The sequence below is a fragment of the Shewanella fidelis ATCC BAA-318 genome (assembly GCF_000518605.1).
Taxonomy (GTDB): Bacteria; Pseudomonadota; Gammaproteobacteria; order Enterobacterales; family Shewanellaceae; genus Shewanella; species Shewanella fidelis.
Genome location: NZ_JADX01000017.1, coordinates 114,239 through 132,107 on the forward strand (window position 1 = coordinate 114,239; position 17,869 = coordinate 132,107).

Annotated in this window: 18 protein-coding genes and 1 other annotated feature; of the genes, 8 read left to right on the forward strand and 10 right to left on the reverse strand. The window is 43.2% G+C overall.

Annotated elements, in window-relative coordinates; all coding sequences use genetic code 11:
- Positions 1–25 precede the first annotated feature (25 nt).
- From hisF to hisG, 7 genes are all read right to left on the reverse strand, one after another.
- Entirely contained in the window at positions 26–799 is a 774-nt protein-coding gene (hisF, locus tag L884_RS0108715) for an imidazole glycerol phosphate synthase subunit HisF (RefSeq protein WP_028767135.1), read from the reverse strand.
- Positions 781–1,518: a 1-(5-phosphoribosyl)-5-[(5-phosphoribosylamino)methylideneamino]imidazole-4-carboxamide isomerase gene (gene hisA, locus L884_RS0108720; RefSeq protein ID WP_028767136.1), complete on the reverse strand. Its 738-nt coding sequence runs from the start codon at positions 1,516–1,518 to the stop codon at positions 781–783. The genes hisF and hisA overlap by 19 nt, the downstream gene beginning before the upstream one ends.
- Positions 1,515–2,225 carry an imidazole glycerol phosphate synthase subunit HisH gene (gene hisH / locus L884_RS21905; RefSeq protein WP_037410663.1) on the reverse strand — a complete coding sequence of 237 codons (711 nt, stop codon included), beginning with the start codon at positions 2,223–2,225 and terminating at the stop codon, positions 1,515–1,517. Before hisH ends, hisA begins: the two co-directional genes overlap by 4 nt.
- On the reverse strand, positions 2,222–3,301 hold the full coding sequence (gene hisB, locus L884_RS0108730; RefSeq protein WP_028767137.1) for a bifunctional histidinol-phosphatase/imidazoleglycerol-phosphate dehydratase HisB: 1,080 nt from the start codon (positions 3,299–3,301) through the stop codon (positions 2,222–2,224). The genes hisH and hisB overlap by 4 nt, the downstream gene beginning before the upstream one ends.
- 61 nt (positions 3,302–3,362) lie before the next feature.
- Positions 3,363–4,433: a histidinol-phosphate transaminase gene (gene hisC / locus L884_RS0108735; protein WP_028767138.1), complete on the reverse strand. Its 1,071-nt coding sequence runs from the start codon at positions 4,431–4,433 to the stop codon at positions 3,363–3,365.
- On the reverse strand, positions 4,433–5,779 hold the full coding sequence (gene hisD, locus L884_RS0108740) for a histidinol dehydrogenase (RefSeq protein WP_028767139.1): 1,347 nt from the start codon (positions 5,777–5,779) through the stop codon (positions 4,433–4,435). Before hisD ends, hisC begins: the two co-directional genes overlap by 1 nt.
- 3 nt (positions 5,780–5,782) lie before the next feature.
- Complete coding sequence (gene hisG / locus L884_RS0108745) at positions 5,783–6,682, reverse strand: ATP phosphoribosyltransferase (RefSeq protein ID WP_028767140.1); 900 nt, start codon at positions 6,680–6,682, stop codon at positions 5,783–5,785.
- Between the two features lie 57 nt (positions 6,683–6,739).
- Positions 6,740–6,858 (reverse strand) — a sequence feature (His leader region).
- 378 nt (positions 6,859–7,236) lie between these two features.
- On the opposite strand from hisG, the gene yoaA reads away from it, so the two are divergent.
- Positions 7,237–9,189 carry a DNA repair helicase YoaA gene (yoaA, locus tag L884_RS0108755; protein WP_037410668.1) on the forward strand — a complete coding sequence of 651 codons (1,953 nt, stop codon included), beginning with the start codon at positions 7,237–7,239 and terminating at the stop codon, positions 9,187–9,189.
- On the opposite strand, the gene L884_RS0108760 is transcribed toward yoaA, so the two are convergent.
- Positions 9,182–9,607 carry a hypothetical protein gene (locus L884_RS0108760; RefSeq protein ID WP_028767143.1) on the reverse strand — a complete coding sequence of 142 codons (426 nt, stop codon included), beginning with the start codon at positions 9,605–9,607 and terminating at the stop codon, positions 9,182–9,184. The two genes, yoaA and L884_RS0108760, sit on opposite strands and share 8 nt — an antisense overlap.
- A 364-nt stretch (positions 9,608–9,971) precedes the next feature.
- On the opposite strand from L884_RS0108760, the gene tsaB reads away from it, so the two are divergent.
- The 7 genes from tsaB (at position 9,972) to rnd (ending at position 16,718) form a co-directional block, all read left to right on the forward strand.
- Complete coding sequence (tsaB, locus tag L884_RS0108765; protein ID WP_028767144.1) at positions 9,972–10,688, forward strand: tRNA (adenosine(37)-N6)-threonylcarbamoyltransferase complex dimerization subunit type 1 TsaB; 717 nt, start codon at positions 9,972–9,974, stop codon at positions 10,686–10,688.
- Between the two features lie 119 nt (positions 10,689–10,807).
- Positions 10,808–11,119 (forward strand): hypothetical protein, encoded by a 312-nt coding sequence (locus L884_RS0108770; protein ID WP_028767145.1) that lies wholly within the window; start codon positions 10,808–10,810, stop codon positions 11,117–11,119.
- Complete coding sequence (locus L884_RS0108775) at positions 11,112–11,810, forward strand: M50 family metallopeptidase (RefSeq protein WP_028767146.1); 699 nt, start codon at positions 11,112–11,114, stop codon at positions 11,808–11,810. Before L884_RS0108770 ends, L884_RS0108775 begins: the two co-directional genes overlap by 8 nt.
- Before the next feature lie 128 nt (positions 11,811–11,938).
- Positions 11,939–12,772: a class I SAM-dependent methyltransferase gene (locus L884_RS0108780; protein WP_028767147.1), complete on the forward strand. Its 834-nt coding sequence runs from the start codon at positions 11,939–11,941 to the stop codon at positions 12,770–12,772.
- Positions 12,773–12,780: 8 nt separating this feature from the next.
- Positions 12,781–13,662, forward strand: a complete 882-nt coding sequence (locus tag L884_RS0108785) for an alpha/beta fold hydrolase (RefSeq protein WP_028767148.1) — start codon at positions 12,781–12,783, stop codon at positions 13,660–13,662.
- Positions 13,663–13,844: 182 nt separating this feature from the next.
- Positions 13,845–15,518 (forward strand): long-chain-fatty-acid--CoA ligase FadD, encoded by a 1,674-nt coding sequence (gene fadD, locus L884_RS0108790; RefSeq protein WP_028767149.1) that lies wholly within the window; start codon positions 13,845–13,847, stop codon positions 15,516–15,518.
- An 87-nt stretch (positions 15,519–15,605) separates the two neighbouring features.
- Positions 15,606–16,718: a ribonuclease D gene (gene rnd / locus L884_RS0108795; RefSeq protein WP_028767150.1), complete on the forward strand. Its 1,113-nt coding sequence runs from the start codon at positions 15,606–15,608 to the stop codon at positions 16,716–16,718.
- Between the two features lie 52 nt (positions 16,719–16,770).
- Here the strand turns inward: rnd and minE are convergent, their stop codons facing one another.
- Complete coding sequence (gene minE, locus L884_RS0108800; RefSeq protein ID WP_028767151.1) at positions 16,771–17,031, reverse strand: cell division topological specificity factor MinE; 261 nt, start codon at positions 17,029–17,031, stop codon at positions 16,771–16,773.
- Between the two features lie 2 nt (positions 17,032–17,033).
- Entirely contained in the window at positions 17,034–17,843 is an 810-nt protein-coding gene (minD, locus tag L884_RS0108805) for a septum site-determining protein MinD (RefSeq protein ID WP_028767152.1), read from the reverse strand.
- Positions 17,844–17,869 lie beyond the last annotated feature (26 nt).

Here is a 17,869-nt window from a genome sequence, read left to right on the forward strand (position 1 = left end):
TCCTTAAATTTTGTAAACGCTTCAGTTAAATGCGAACAGCAATATTGTTATTTCTGAGGTAGCGCTTTAGATCTTGTATGTCGATAATACCTTTGTGAAACACACTAGCTGCAAGAGCAGCGTCGACATTTGCCTTAGCGAAAACATCTTTAAAGTGCTCCATTGTGCCGGCTCCGCCGGAAGCGATTAACGGTACATCACATATGGCTCGTATCATAGATAATTGCTTAATGTCATAGCCTTGCCTTACACCATCTTGGTTCATAACATTAAGTACAATTTCACCGCAGCCTTGTTTTTGCACTTCTTCAACCCAGTCTTGGGTGTACCATTGAGTGTCTTTAGTTGCTGCTTCATCACCAGTAAATTGCTTGACTTTGTAGCTGTTTGTCGCCGCGTCATAATAAGAGTCAATACCTATTACAATGCACTGGCGGCCAAACTCATCTTGTAAGCGGGCAATCAGGCTTGGATCGGATAGCGCTGGTGAATTAATCGAGATTTTATCAGCACCAAACGCCAGCTTTTCTCGTGCTTGTTCTATGCTTCTTATGCCACCTGCGACACAAAATGGAATATCAATTCGTTCGGCCACGCGACTTACCCAGGATTTATCTATCACTCTATCGTGAGCGCTAGCGGTAATGTCATAAAACACTAATTCATCAGCACATTCTTCTGCATAGCGCTGGGCGAGGGGAACGATATCACCTACGATCTCGTGATTACGAAATTGCACACCTTTAACCACTTTGGCGTCTTTTACATCAAGGCAAGGGACTATGCGTTTGGCCAGCATGAGATTGCCTCCTCAACATTGAATTGATTAATCAAGAGCGCTTTGCCGATGATAATGCCGCTGGCGCCACTTTGTTTTACTGCGTTAACATCATCTAAGGTGGCAATGCCACCAGAAGCTTGCCATAAGATCTCTGGGTAGCACTCTGCGATTTCTTGATATAACTGATTATTCGCACCTTGAAGCGTGCCATCTCGGCTAATATCTGTGACTAGCGCGTGTTTTAGGCCAACTGACTTAAACTCCTCAACTAATGACTCTAAGCTTTTACCCCCGCCAGTTTGCCAGCCTGATACCGCGACAATTTTCTCTCCTTGCTCATTGATATTGACATCAAGAGCAAGACAGATGGCATCGGCGCCATATTTTTCAAACCAGCTTTTGACTAACTGCGGCTCTTTTACGGCCAATGAGCCAATGACCACGCGACTAACACCAATTTCTAATAACTCATTTAGCTGAGTTTCAGTGCGAACTCCACCACCAACTTGAATAGGCGTGTCTAACTTACTCACTAGGTTAGCAATAAGTTCCGTTTGTCTTTTCGTTGGGTCCTTTGCACCGGTAAGGTCAACAATATGCAGTAACTTTGCACCTTGTGCTTGGTATGACTTTAGTTGCTCAAGTGGACTGAGGCTAAATGTGGTTTGTTGTGCATAGTCACCTTGATACAGGCGAACGACTTGTCCATCGATGAGATCGATTGCTGGAATAATCATAGTAAATCCTTATTAACAGGCATCGCCGCAGTTGCCGCAAAGGTGTCTTTCGTCATATTGAGGAAGTTTTTAAGCATGGTCGCGCCTGCTTGACTACTTTTTTCAGGGTGGAACTGCAAACCGATAAAGTTATCTTTTGCGATGGCGGCACTAAAGCCTTCACCGTGCTCTGCCGCAGCAATAGTGAACTCGCTTATCGGGGCACGATAACTGTGAACAAAGTACACGTAGCTGCCCTGAGAGACGCCGTTAAAAATAGGGTGTGCTGAAGGGGTTATTTGATTCCAGCCCATGTGAGGTTGCGGTAAGCCTTTACTATCGAGCAGCTCAATTTCTGTGTCGATAATCCCTAAACACTGACAATCTTGTGTTGAATTGCCGCGCTCTTTTGATGAGCGAGTTAGCATTTGCATACCTAAACACACACCAAGTACAGGTTGCTTGAGTGACGGTATGATCTCGATGAGGCCTTTGCTTTGTAATGCTGTCATTGCAGCTTTGGCTGTACCTACACCGGGTAAAATAACTCTTTCAGCGCTTTTGATAAGCTCAATGTCATCACTAACAAATAAGCACTCTCGCTCAAGATCTGTCATTAATCGTTCAACTGCATAGCGTACAGAGCTTAAATTGGCACAACCAGTATCAATAATGACGGTATTACCTACGATTGCAGTTCGAGCCGGATCTGTCGTTATTTGGTTCATAGCACCCCTTTACTTGACGGCAATGCGTCCCCTTCAATTTTTACTGCTTGTCTTAATGTACGGCCAAGCACCTTAAATAGACTTTCTACTTTGTGATGATCATTATCGCCTTGGGTGCTGATATGCAGGGTGCAGCGAAGGCCATCAGCAAATGAACGGAAAAAGTGTGGCACCATTTCAGTGGCCATTTGGCCAACGAGTTCACGTTCAAAGTTGCCATCAAACTTAATAAATGGCCGCCCAGATAAGTCTAATAGACAGCTTGCGCTGGCTTCATCCATAGGGATCGCTTGTTCAAACGCATTGCCAAATCGGGCAATACCACGCTTATCGCCTAGGGCTTGACGCAGTGCATCACCAATTGCTAATGCGGTATCTTCAACGCTGTGGTGGTCATCGATTTCAAGGTCACCATCAACCTTAACATCCATCTTAAAATTACCGTGGGTGGAGATCTGCTCTAACATGTGGTCGAAAAAACCTATGCCAGTAGCGATCTGACCTTTGTCACTTGAGTCCAAGTCTACAGTGACACAAATATCTGTTTCTTTAGTGGTACGAACTACGCTAGCGCTGCGATTTTTATTGAGTAGTTTGGCGGCAATGGCGTTCCAGTTCAGGGTTTCAGGGTTATATTGCAGGCCTTCGATCCCCATTGCGTCGGCAAGCCCCATATCTGTTTCACGATCGCCAATGACTGCAGACTGAGTAAAATCAATCTTTCCAGATGTCAGGTACTCTTTTACCAGTCCCAGTTTAGGTTTACGGCAACTGCAATTTTCATCATCAAAGTGAGGACAAATAAGCACATCATCAAACAGTACGCCCTGGCTGTTAAAGATCTGCATCATCATGTTTTGTGGTGCATCAAAATCATTTTTGGGAAACGAAGGAGTGCCAAGGCCATCTTGATTGCTGACCATAACTAAACGATAACCAGCGTTTTGTAGCTTTAATAACGTAGGGATCACGTTTGGTTCAAATACCAATTTGGCTAAGCTATCGACCTGTTTATCGGTAATAGGCTCTTCGATTAATGTGCCATCACGGTCGATAAATAAAATTTTCTGTTTCATTTTAGGTATACCTTTCAGACTGTAGCTTATTAATTTTAAGTATTTGTTATTTAATGTTTTTCTATTTAGTTTGGCTTAATAGGTCAATTAAATAGTCAGTTTGTGCCTTATTGGTAAAGCTAAAGCGGATGGCTTGGCTAAGGCGTGGATCACTATAAGCGCGAGCAATGACGCCTGCGGCAGTTAACTTTTGCTGAACAGCGGCTACATCGTCAAATTCTGCTAGTACATAATTGCCATAAGGGGTAACGACCTTGGCACCATATTGACGTAGTGCGTCGGCTAAACGTGCTCCTTGTGACTTCATGTCGGCAACTTGTTTCCCCATGGTTAATAGCCCTTGTTGACTCAGGGCATTAACGGCAACTTCGCTGACCGGAAGGGGAACCGGGTAGGGCGCAATAACGCGCATACACATCTCGATAATATCCGGGTTTGCCAGCAGAAATCCGCAGCGCGCACCAGCTAGGGCAAAGGCTTTAGACAGGGTACGCAGCACGACTAGATTATTAGTACTAGCGACCAAGTCGGCGACACTGTACTCTGGGCTAAATTCGATATAAGCCTCATCAACCACCACAATGGCATCGCGACAGCGGTTAATCACTTCAACAATCCGCTCTCTAGGGATCACACTCCCGGTAGGGTTATTCGGGTTGCAGATGAAAATCAGTTTAGCGTCGGCAACTTGGCTAAGATAATCACTGGGTAATTGAAAATCTTCTGTGAGCAATAGCGCTTTTACCTCAACATTAAAGGTTTTAGCGCTGATAGCATACATGCCGTATGTGGGCCCGAAGGTGGCAATGCTATCAGTAGCAGCAATGCAAAAGGTTCTAATAAGTAGCTCAATAGCTTCATCTGCACCGCGGCTACTAATAATGCACTCTTTTGCTACGCCGCTATATTGGCTATAAGCGTTGATTAACTCCGGCGGCTGACATTCAGGATAGCGATTTAAGTTGTCTATCTCACTGTTATTAAACGGTGATTCATTGGCATTGATCCAAATATCTCCTTGACCACCAATGCGCCGTGCGGATTGATAAACTTGCAGTTCAAGTAATTCAGGTCTAGCCAAACGTTGAGCAAGATTTGATTGAGTATTGCTAGTTAGCTTGCTGTTTTCCATCACGCTTCCACCTTGCTTGCTTTTTGCTCGTTTTGCTCGTCAGTTGCAGGCTCGCTGGCAGTTAAACTGGCCAACCTAATCGCGACTGCATTCTTATGCGCGTCAAGCTGCTCAGCACTTGCTAGGGTCATCACGCATTGGCCTAAGTTTTTTAAGCCATCTGCGCTGAGTTCTTGTACGGTAAAACGGCGACTAAAATCAGCCAGCGATAAGCTAGACACGGTTTTACTGTATCCGTAGGTCGGTAGGACGTGATTGGTACCAGAAGCATAATCGCCGACAGACTCAGGGGTGTAAGCCCCTAGAAACACTGAGCCTGCTGCGCGGATCTTCGGCAAAATATCTCGTGGTTGCTCTGTCTGGATGATTAAGTGTTCAGGCCCATATTGATTCGACACCCTTGCAGCACTATCCATATCTTCGACAATGATAGTGCGGCTGCACTCAAGAGCTTGTTTAGCCGTTTGTGCTCGAGACAGTTTGCCGAGTTGATCATTAAGTGCTTGGTTGACTTCCTCCGCTAATTTAATGCAATCAGTAACAAGCATCACTTGCGAGTCTGCGCCGTGTTCAGCTTGGGACAAGAGATCGGCTGCAACGAAGCTTGGATTTGCTTGTTTATCTGCGATGACAAGTACTTCTGACGGTCCCGCTGGCATATCAATACTGACAGTGCAGCGGTTATCTTGGCTTACCGCGCGCTTAGCTTCGGTTACAAAGCGATTTCCTGGGCCAAATATTTTGTCAACCTGAGGCACAGTTTGCGTACCAAAGGCGAGTGCTGCAATCGCTTGTGCCCCACCAACTTGATAAATCTCTTCAATACCGCATTCTGTTGCAGCGTAAATTATCGCATCATTAATTGGCGGTGGACTGAGCAACACTCGTTTACTGCAGCCAGCAATTTTTGCAGGGGTGGCAAGCATCAGTACCGTTGAAATAAGAGGCGCGGTACCGCCTGGAATATAAAGGCCAACGCGCTCAATGGGTTCACTTCTTAGCTCACAACGGATCCCTGTTTGAGTTTCTACCGCAAGGTTTGTTTGGATCTGTGCACGGTGAAAACAGTCGATATTATTTTTTGCCTGCGCAATAGCTTGCTTTAGCTCGTCCGTGACATTAGCGCAAGCTTGTGCGATTTGAGGCTTAGATAACGCAATACTGTCAAGTTCAATGCCGTCAAATTCACGGCTGAATTGGCGTAGTGCGTTATCACCATCATTAACAACGCTATTAATGATAGTTGCAACACTCTGCTCAAGGCTATTGTCGCCAATGAGCGGTGAGCGCTTTAGCGCATCTGCTTGCTCTTTTGATGAAAGTGCTTGCCAATTAAGGATCTGCATGACTTACCCCATCATTTTTTCAATAGGCATAACCAAAATAGAGCTAGCACCGAGTTGAGTGAGTTGCTCCATTGTGTCCCAGAACAGATCTTCTGTACTAACGGCGTGTATCGCGACGCGATTAGTATCATCATTGAGTGGTAACACGGTTGGATTTTCTGCTCCTGGTAGCAATGCCACGATTTGCTCAAGGGTTTCAGTTGGCGCGTGTAGTAGAATATATTTGCTTTCTTTGGCGCGAACTACGCCATTGATCCGAGACAAGATTTTATTAATTAGTGCTTGTTTTGCATCGGGCTGTGATTGAGTTGATTGAATGATGCAGGCCATTGAGCGATAGATCACTTCGGTTTCATATAGGCCATTAGCTTCTAATGTGGCACCCGTTGAAACCAGATCACAAATACCATCAGATAGACCTGCTCGTGGAGCGACCTCAACTGAGCCCTTTAACATACAGTCACGGTAGTTGATGCCTTTCTCTTGCATGTAGCGGCGTAACAAATTTGGGTATGAAGTTGCGATTCTAAGCCCTTCAAGTGATGATGCATCTTGGTAGTCAAATTCATTGGGGACAGCAAGTGATAAGCGACATGCACCAAAATCAAGCTCGCGTAACTTCACGCAGTCAGCTGGCTTACCAAGGGTTTGACGTTCAATTTGCTCCTCTTCCAAGACGTTTTCGCCAATAATACCTAGGTCAACGACCCCATCCATAACAAGCCCTGGAATATCATCATCGCGGACACGTAAGAGATCGATTGGCATGTTGTCTGAGTGAGCGATCAGGCGCTGCTCATTAACATTAAACTTAACCCCACAACTTTTTAGCAGCTTTTGTGATTCTTTTGAAAGACGCCCAGATTTTTGAATCGCGATACGTAATCTTGTTGACTCTGACATGGAATATTCCTTACTCGTTAATTTAAAAATTCTTATAAAACAAATTGTTAAGATAAAACTAAAAAACCCTTGGAATTCCTTCCAAGGGTTTTTGATATTTTTAAATCAACCGCCGGAAGGAAATAGCCCTCCGGCAGTAAGCTTCCGAAGGCTACCGCATATGGTGGTGATGATGGATAGTGTTCAAAAGCTGTGTCATGTTCTTGTCTCTCTTTGTTTATCCTGTTGGATAACATCATTGGAAATCACTGCCATAAAATGTGATTGCAGCGCTTAAGATAGGTCATTTGCTAACCTGTTATTTAAACTAATCAGTTTTAAAAATGATTGCAAGCGCTTATTTTGGCAGATGAGTAAACTTCATCTAAATGTCATTTTTGGCAGATTGAGTGGCAATCTTGCTGTGGCTTATATGAGGGTTGTTCTTAAAAATAAACAATGCTGTGTTTTACTTGTGAGCTTAAAGCGGTTGTCAGCCAAAACAAAAGTTAATTTTATGATGGTAATTAAGATAGACTTGCGCACTAAAGGTGAGGTGCTTCTTACACGTAAGCATGTTTATACAAAAGGTTCGTGACTTCTTGAACGCAAAATTAACCCAACACGTTAGCGCTGCATTTTCTAGCCAAGGTGTATTAGCTCAATCGATAACAGGTTTTAACCGCCGTGAGGTACAGGTTGAAATGGCTGAGGCTGTAGCAAATGCTATTGATAAAAAAGCCAACTTGGTCGTAGAGGCAGGCACAGGTGTGGGGAAAACCTTTGCTTATCTGATCCCCGCTTTACTGAGCGGTAAACAAGTCATTGTCAGTACCGGCAGTAAGAACCTTCAAGAGCAGTTATTTTACAAAGACTTACCTGCATTGTTGGATATGTTTGGCTTAACCCCAAAAGTGGCGTTGCTAAAGGGGCGTAATAATTATCTATGCCAGCACTTAATGGAAAAAGAGCTAGCGGGTGCCAGTTCCATGGATACGCAAGTTCTTGACGATTTGCTGCGGATTAACCAATGGGCAGGTCAAACAACAGATGGCGATATTGGTGGCTTAACCGCGGTATCAGAAAACTCCGCCGCGATCCCGTTAATCGTTAGTGCTAAAGAGACCTGTATTGGTCAACGTTGTGACTTTTATGACGAATGTTTTACTCGTAAGGCGCGCAACAAAGCAAAAGATGCACGGGTCATCGTTGTTAACCATCATCTATTTCTCGCTGACCGAATTTTAAAAGAGACGGGATTTGCCGAGCTTTTACCCGACTCTGATGTCGTGGTTTTTGATGAAGCACATCTGCTTCCTGATATTGCCGTGACTTATTTTGGTCAACAATGTGCCACGCGACAATTGGCGGACATATTTAATAAGCTGATTGAAATCTATCGGTTTCAGCTTAGAGATGCTAAGCAAATTGAGTTACTAAGTGGCCGTTGCGCAGCATTACTAAACCAATGGCAACAAGCTTTATATCAAATAGGCGATAGTGATTGGCGTCGTTTACAGTCAAATAAGGCACTTTCGATATTGTCTTGGGACTTAGTTAAAGAGATTAATGCACTGCAAAGTGTGTTAACTGGTCATGTAGGGCGCAGTGATGAACTTGATGACGCACTAGAAAAGTTGACGGTTCTTGCGAATAAACTCGAACTATTTTTCTTATGTGAGAACAATCAAGCCGCTTACACTATTGATTATGGTCATCGCTATTTGGTGCTAAGAATTGCACCTATCAATGTTGCCAACGAATGTCGCAAGCTTTTTGAGCCGAATGTTGCATGGATCTTTACTTCTGCAACCCTGCAGATCAACCGCGATCTCAGTTTGTTTACGCAACAACTGGGTTTAAATCAGTGCCAAGAGATGTTGTTACTTAGTCCATTTGACTATCAAAATAACGCATTATTTTGTGTGCCTCGGCATTTAGCCAGTGTGAATAACCATAATGCAGCATTAACTCAATTTGTTGATGTGTGTGTAAAGGCCGTCAATGCTGCAAAGGGGCGCACTTTTATTTTGTTTACCAGTCACAGAATGCTCAATGCCGTGGCGCCGCTATTGCAGCGTCGGGTGAGTTATCCATTATTGGTACAGGGACAGGCAGGTAAACAGAGCTTATTGAAGAAGTATCGCCAATTAGGCAATGCGGTATTGCTCGGTACTGGCGCATTTTGGGAAGGGGTTGACGTGCGCGGTAGGCTGCTGAGCTGTGTGATTATCGATAAACTGCCATTTATATCACCTGACGATAACTTGTTTCGCGCGCGTAGTGAGAGTATTGAGCGTGCAGGTAAAGATCCCTTTGCCGAGATCTCGTTGCCACAAGCTGTTATTACTCTTAATCAAGGTGTTGGGCGTTTGATCCGCGATGAGAAAGATAAGGGCGTACTTATTCTGTGCGACAATCGTATTGTTAATAAACCTTATGGTCAGGCATTTTTAAACTCATTACCTCCTATGGCGAGAACGCGAGATTTAAATAAAGCTACTGCGTTTTTAGAACAAATTAAGTAATGATTAGAATGGTTAAATATACTGCGCAAAGTAGTATTAGCGCCAAGATACAGCGGCGTCGATAGGTTAAGCCTTGTGAGTTAAGTAAGCTAGGAAACAGTAAAAAATTTAACGGATTGAATAGCGTTTTGTAGCTAATTATTGCAATTCCCGGTTGGCGACCTCGGTATAACATTTTAGAAAAGTAATATAAGAATCGAAACAGTAACGTTGGAAAACTGACATAGATGAGCAAAGTTAATGTCAGTTCTACTGTCATTTCATACTCTGATAAGGTTAAGTTTTGTGCTTTTTGCCAAGCTTCTTCTAAGTTATTAGAAAACCAAACTAAAATAAATGCAGTCATGATAAGCGAGAAAACAACGAACAGCATTGAATAGCGAAATAAACGAAACCAATTTATGGTGATATGTCGCATCTTTACCCCTAAAGTCGGTTTTAGTTAGAGCATAGTTTAAGCCTAGAGGAATTTTGTCTTTAAGCTTGGTTAATTTTACAGAGGTTTGTTGTTTTGCTGAGGGCTTATTGGCTAGATCGCTATTATTAGTACTTGGCTTAGGCTAAGTTGGCAAATTTGAGCTTAATTCTTTGCTTTAACTTAAGGTATAATCGCCGCATTAACTTTTGTCTTTGTCTTGCATGTTCATTGTGTACTTTTGGCAAGGGCATAGCACAAAAGCATACGTCTACAATTGTATTAGCGTTTAAACAAGGCTTGTTTGTATTGCCTTTAACGCCTGCAGGTTCTGTATGTGTAAATAGAGATTTTGGTAACCAATTAAATGACTGATACAAGTAAAAAAGCGATTTCACTGAGTATTTTAGCACTTGATACTTGCACCGAGTCTTGCTCTGCAGCGGCAAGCCATAATGGCGAAGTATACAGTGAGCAAGCTGATGCGCCTCGTGAGCATAGCCAACGTTTGTTGCCTATGGTTAAATCTGTTTTGGCTCAAGCGGATCTCAAGCTTAAAGATGTCGATGTAATTGCTTATGGTAGAGGGCCAGGCAGCTTTACCGGTATACGAATTTGTACCAGCATCACCCAAGGTTTGGCATTAGGGCAGGAGTTACCAGTGATAGGCATTTCAACACTGGCAGCGATGGCGCAATCAGCTATTGATGATGGTGCTAAGCAGGTCTTAGCAGCCATAGATGCACGTATGGGTGAGGTGTACTGGGGGCAATATATTGCTGTTGACGGTATCGCAACACTAGTGAATGACGAAGTTGTTAGTGCACCGGAGTCAATCGTATTAAGTTTAGATGTTGAGCAGTCAATTACAGCCTGTGGCACAGGTTTTGATGCTTTCCCACAACTGCTTGAGCTGAGCGATACCATGGTTATTAACGAAAAAGCTAAGTTTCCTGAAGCGAAATATATGCTAGCTTTAGCTCAAGATGGTGTTAATAAAGGCCTAAGCACAAGTGTTGATGATTTAGCACCTGTGTATCTTCGAGATACTGTTACTTGGCAAAAGTTGCCAGGTAGAGAATAAATGACGACAACGAGTGAGTAACAATAACTGACTCACTTAAAGATAGATGATGGCTTATTAATGTTAGCAATAAGCCATCAATTTATGATTAGGTGTTAGGCGACATTAAGGATGATTGAATGCAGGTTAATTCGAGTCACTTAACAACGGCTCAATCCACGACCAAAATAGACGTTAATAAGTCTATTAGCCATGTTGGCGCAAACGCTGCCGATAGTGTCGAACCGTTGCTGCCAGTTACCGCACAGTCGTTAACCATTGATGCTTACCATGAAGATGAACAGGCCCTGCAGTCCAGACTCGGTGCCCATGTTGAATACGAAAACAACACGGCAGGGCATAGGGGGGCGGTGGCTGAATACCTTCTGCATCAGCATGCTGCTAAGCGAGAGGAGATCCAGCAAATGGTGGGCATAGACACTTATGCTTAAATCTAATCAGACCCTTAATTCGTCCTCTCCTTCAGGCGCTCCCAGCCGAACTCGTTTCTTAATAGAATTATTCCTCGCGTTTATCGTCACTCGAATACCTTTTATCAGTGTGCCTTTTAAATGGCTTGAGAGCTATTTCCATGAGCTTTCACATGCTTTAGCGACCGTTTTCTCTGGTGGCGTTGTTAGTCACATTGCGCTCTTTCCTAACGGAGCTGGTTTGTGTTTTAGTCAAGGTGGCTGGCCTATGCTTATAGGTTTTGCAGGTTATTTTGGCGCAGCACTTTGGGGATATTTAATTTTCATGTTCGCCACTTGGCCAAAAGGGATCCGCTTTAGCTTTGCCGTGCTCGGTGGTGCAGTCGTACTAACAATATTATTGTGGGGACGAGATCTATTAACTGTAGCTATCCTCGTGTGTTTAGCAGTGTTGTTTTTATTACCTTTAAAGCTGCAACAAAATCGACTATTAGCGAGTTTTTTACGTGTTATGGCATTAATGATAGTCCTGAACGCACTCGCGAGTCCTATGGTATTACTGGGTCTAGAGGGACAAGGTGACGCTAACATGTTAGCCAGTGTCAGCTGGTTACCGGCATGGTTCTGGGTGGGGCTATGGTTATCAACTAGTGCGGCTATGCTATTTTTGTGCTGGCGACGAGTTGATGGCGCGGCTTTGAGGCGCGAATAAGATGGCTGTGGTTGAAAATAGTGACAATAGAATAGCAATGATATAAAAATGTAAATCTCTGTTTATATGGGTTGGTTTTTCGCTCATCGACTGCTAGGTTGATCCCTGTCATATAAGGGAGATAGACAATGAAACACACATTTATTGCGGCGAGTATCGCGCTTGTTAGTACCTGTAGTTTAGCACTTATAAGCACATCAGCTGCCGCACATAATCATCAAAATGCCAAGCTTGAGGCTGCGGTAAGCAGTGATTTTAGGCAAGCAAAAAATAGTGCCCGTGATGAATATCGCCACCCTCTGCAAACCTTGAGTTTCTTCGAGATTAAACCCACAGATACAGTAATTGAGCTTTGGCCGGGAGGCGGTTGGTATGCAGAGATCCTTGCACCATACCTAGCTAAAGAGGGTCACTATATTGCAGGCAACTTTGACACTAACCCTAGTGATGAGAAGCTTAAAAATGGTTATCGCGCTAAGTCGGGTAAAAAATTTGTAGCTTGGTTGAATAATAATCAAGCCAAGCTTGGTGAGGCAACCACTGTCACATTCGATCCTCCAACCTATTATGTGATGGGGGAAGATAATAGCGCTGATGCTGTATTAACCTTCAGAAATCTGCACAATTGGGCAATGAAAGGTTATTTAGAACCCGTATTTGAATCAGCTTATAAAGTGTTAAAGCTCGGTGGCACCTTTGGTGTTGTTGAGCACAGAGCAAACCCTGGAATGGATGTCAAAAGTGGTTATATGGAGCAGGCTGAAGTGATTAAGTTGGCTGAGAAAGCCGGCTTTACATTTGTCGGCAGTTCAGAAGTAAACGCCAATGCTAAAGATACTAAAGACTACCCTAAAGGTGTGTGGACACTACCGCCAAGATTAGCGTTAGCTGATCAAGATAAACAAAAGTATCTCGATATAGGTGAAAGCGATAGAATGACGCTTAAATTTATCAAAAAGTAATTTAAACAATGCAGTTAACCGGCGGATCCGATTATGAAATCACTTTAGAGTTACCCCATATAACCTTAGCTGGACGATTATGGGGTTCGCCGGATAAACCACTATTGTTGGCGTTGCACGGTTGGTTAGATAATGCAGATAGTTTTTTGCCGATAAGTGAACATCTGGCTGATTATCAAATTCTCGCCATTGATTGGCCGGGTCATGGTGGCTCAGAGCATCGTCCCGGCAGCTATCCATTACATTGGGTAGATTATTTATATGATTTAGATGCAGTTATCGAGCATATTTTCAATCAATTTGAGCTAAGCCCCCTTGCAATAATGGGTCATTCATTGGGAGGCATCATCGCCTCGGCCTACGCTGCCGCATTTCCAGAAAGAGTAAACAAATTAGTGCTGATTGAAGCACTGTCGCCGCTTTATGAAAGTGAGTCAAAAGCGAAAAAACGATTGCAGAATAGTTTTACAGATCATCGTCGTTATCTTGCATTCAAGACGAAGCCTGCCAGTATTTACCGTGATTTGAGTATTGCAGCTAATGCACGGCATAAATTAACGGCATTAGAGCTGCAATGGTGTGAATTATTGACTCAGCGCAATATGCAAAGCCTTGATTCTGGGGTATGCTGGCGCAGTGATCCTCGCTTAAAATTAGATTCCCCTTTAAGACTGACTTTTTCTCAAGTCGATGCCTTAATGCAAACTCACGCTGTTAATACTTTACTCATTGCTGGTAACGGAGGTTTTCCTCAGTTACGAGAAGCGATCCCAATAGCGCATCGCTGGTTTAGTCAATTACAGACTATTGAGCTTGAGGGGAACCATCACCTGCATATGGGGAATGCAGTGAATGTTGCTGACGCAATAAAACGCTTTTTAATGGCCTAAAAAAAGAGGCTAGGCTTTTTGTGTCATTTATGTGATGATAATCAAAATTTAAACGCTTGTATGATTTTTTAGCGTTAATTAAAAATATAAAGAGTAGACAGTGTTTTAGCTTGTTTATTGGCAAGCTGCTAACAACCAGCTGGGTGTTTGTAAACCGCTGGTGGCTATATTAGGAGATTTTTGTGGACCAACTTTGGATAAATAATCTACCAGAAGATGTGCCTTCTGAGATTGATGTAGAACAATACGCATCGCTTGTTGATTTGTTCGAAACTTCAGTGGCCAAACATGCGGATCAGCCAGCGTTTGTAAACATGGGCGCGGTACTCACCTATCGTAAGCTTGAAGAGCGTAGTAGAGCGTTTGCTGCTTATCTCCAAAATGAATTGAAGCTAAATAAAGGCGACCGCGTCGCGATTATGATGCCAAACCTATTACAGTATCCAATTGCACTGTTTGGTATTTTAAGAGCGGGTATGGTTGTCGTTAACGTTAACCCGTTATACACACCACGTGAGCTTAAGCATCAGCTGAATGATTCGGGTGCTAAAGCGATTGTAGTGGTATCTAATTTTGCTCATACCCTAGAAAAAGTAGTTGCAGATACACCCGTTGAAAGCGTTATTTTGACTGGACTTGGTGACTTATTAAGCGCACCTAAGCGCACAGTGGTTAACTTTGTGGTTAAGTACATCAAGAAGATGGTGCCAAAGTATCATTTGCCACAAGCAATCTCTATGCGTAAGGCTTTATCTAAAGGCCGACGTATGCAGTACGTTAAACCGACAGTAAAGAGAGACGATTTAGCCTTTTTACAATACACAGGTGGTACAACAGGCGTTTCAAAAGGCGCTATGTTAAGCCATAGCAATGTGGTCAGTAACTTACTGCAAGCAGATGCTGCTTATGGGCCTATGCTTGAGCAAGGTAAAGAGTTTGTTGTGACAGCCTTGCCGCTTTACCACATCTTTGCCTTAACGGTTAACTGCTTACTGTTTATCCATAAAGGTGCGAATAACCTATTAATTACCAACCCTCGTGATCTACCAGCATTTATTAGTGAGTTAGAGAAGCATCCATTTACTGTGTTGACTGGTGTTAATACCTTATTTAATGCGCTAGTGAATAATGAAGACTTTGGTAAGCTCAACTTTAGTGAGCTTAAGCTGTCTATTGGTGGCGGCATGGCAGTGCAACGTGCTGTAGCTGATAAGTGGCAAGGCTTAACTAAAACTCGATTACTTGAAGGTTATGGTTTAACAGAGGCTGCACCGCTTGTTACTTGTTGTCCTTATAACCTTGACGGTTACAACGGTTCAATTGGCTTTCCTGTAGCCAATACTGATATGCAAGTGCGTGACGATGAAGGTAATGTATTACCACAAGGCAGTACTGGCGAGCTATTTGCTAAAGGTCCGCAAGTCATGCTTGGATACTGGCAGCGCCCGGAAGAAACCGCTAAGGTCATTGATAAAGATGGTTATTTGGCGACAGGCGATATCGGTTACATGGATGAGCAAGGTTACTTCTTTATTGTTGACCGTAAGAAGGACATGATTTTAGTTTCTGGCTTTAACGTGTTCCCTAACGAAGTGGAAGAAGTTGTCGCTTTACATCCTAAAGTTGTTGAAGTAGCAGCAGTTGGTGTGCCACATGAGGTTTCCGGTGAGTTGGTTAAGGTATTTGTAGTTGCAAACGACAAATCTTTAACCAAAGAGGACGTGATTAAGCATTGTCGCGTGCATTTGACAGGATATAAAATTCCTAAGCTGGTAGAATTTAGGGATGAACTGCCTAAAACCAACGTAGGTAAGATCTTACGTCGGGAATTGAGAGATGAGGTTAAGCAAGCTTAATCTCAAAATCATAGTGTGGTGAATGCCACTTTGATTAGACTAAAGCCGGCAATAGCCGGCTTTTGCATATTTATGGAGTAGACAACTTTGTTAGCGTTTCAATATATTGAAGATGATGCCAGTTTAGCGGCCCTTGTAGAGCAATACCAAGCAGCTGAACTATTGGTGCTAGACACAGAATTTGTTCGTACTCGTACTTACTATGCAAGACTCGGTCTTATTCAAGCGTATGACGGTAAAACATTAGCGCTGATTGATCCGTTAGCTGTGACTAATCTTGATCTATTCTGGCAGCTTTTGAAAAATGAAAGCAGCATTAAATTACTGCACTCATGTAGTGAAGATTTAGAAGTGTTTGCACATTACGGTCAGTGCCAACCAGTCAACCTGTTTGATAGCCAGATAGCTGCGAGCTTGGCGGGTATGGGACATGGACTTGGCTATGCCAAGTTAGTTGAGCAGACATTAGGTGTCAGCTTAGACAAAGGTGAATCGCGTACAGATTGGATTAAGCGCCCATTAACTGAGGCGCAACTGAATTATGCGGCAAATGATGTGTATTACCTTTATCAGCTATACCCGCAGTTAGTACAAAAACTTAAAGATCAGGGCAGACAAGAGTGGATTAAGGAAGAAGGCGTGCGTATGACCCAAGGCCGTCTTGAATTACCTTGTCCAGAGACTGCTTACTTGAAAGTCAAAAATGCATTTCAATTAACCAGCAATCAATTAGCTGTGCTGCGAGATCTGGCAAGCTGGCGCTTAAAACGAGCCTTGCAAAAAGATTTAGCATTAGGCTTTGTTGTAAAAGATCATGCTTTGATTGGGCTTGCTAAAAAGCAGCCGAAAAACAGTAATGATTTATACAAGCTGACAGAGTTAACTGAACAAGAGAAACGTATTCACGGTAAAGAGATTTGCCGAATTATTGCTAATGTTAGCTTTGATAATCCACCTAAGCCACTTGATGTGATAGCACTTAAAACAGGCTATAAGGTTGCATTTAAAAGCATTAAAAATTGCATTACAGAGCAAGCCGAAGCACATAATATCCCGATTGAACTATTAGGCTCTAAAAAGTTTATTCATGAGTACTTAGAGTGGGTGTGGTCTGGAAAACAGGGCGAGAAGCCGCTTATTTTAACAGGCTGGCGTGAAGCTATCGTGGCAGAGCCACTTTATTCACTTAAATTGCAATAATTCAAACTAATAAAAAGCCCGCAATAGCGGGCTTTTTTGTCACTCAAGAAAATTAGTTTTTCTCTGGTAGCGTGACATTCAACTCGAGCACTGACAAGTTTTCGTCATTTTGCTCTAGCTGCACTGAGACTTGATCTGGGCCTACTTGAACATACTTACGGATCACTTCAATGATCTCTTGCTTCATTTTAGGGAAGTAGTCTGGCGCGTCGCGTTCACCACGTTGATGGGCGACAATAATTTGCAGTCGCTCTTTGGCGGTAACAGCCGTGCTGGGCTTTTTGTTTGTTTTAAAGTAATCAAGTAAAGACATATTTAGCTACCAAAAATTCGTTTTAAGAAACCTTTCTTCTCTTCCGTAAGAAATCGGAAAGGCAGTTCTTGGCCTAATAACCTTTCTACAGCATCGCTGTAGGCCATACCTGCATCGCTTTCTTGGTCGATAATAACAGGTACACCAGAGTTAGAGGCTTTTAATACGGCTTGTGACTCTGGGATCACACCGATTAATGGGATCGCTAAGATCTCTTCAACATCTTGTACACTTAGCATTTCACCGGTTGTTACACGGGCTGGCGAGTAACGCGTTAGCAGTAAGAATTCTTTAACTGGCTCTAGGCCTTCTTCTGCGCGCTTAGATTTGCTTTGTAGCATGCCTAAGATGCGGTCTGAATCGCGCACAGAGCTGACTTCAGGGTTGGTAGTGACAATCGCTATATCAGCAAAATACAGCGCCATCATAGCGCCAGTTTCGATCCCCGCTGGCGAATCACAAATAATGTATTCAAACTCTTTGGCGAGATCGTCTAATACTTTACCCACACCTTCTTTTGTTAATGCGTCTTTATCACGAGTTTGCGATGCTGGCAGCACAAATAAATTGGCTGTGCGCTTATCTTTAATTAACGCTTGGTTGAGATTTGCTTCTTCGTTAATTACGTTAACGAAGTCATACACCACTCGGCGCTCACAGCCCATGATTAAGTCTAGATTACGTAGACCAATATCAAAATCGATAACCACGGTTTTATGGCCTTTCATCGCAAGACCTGTGGCAATAGCAGCACTAGAAGTGGTTTTACCCACGCCACCTTTACCCGATGTGACAACAATAATTTGCGCCATTTATACTAATCCTTTCAATATCTGCG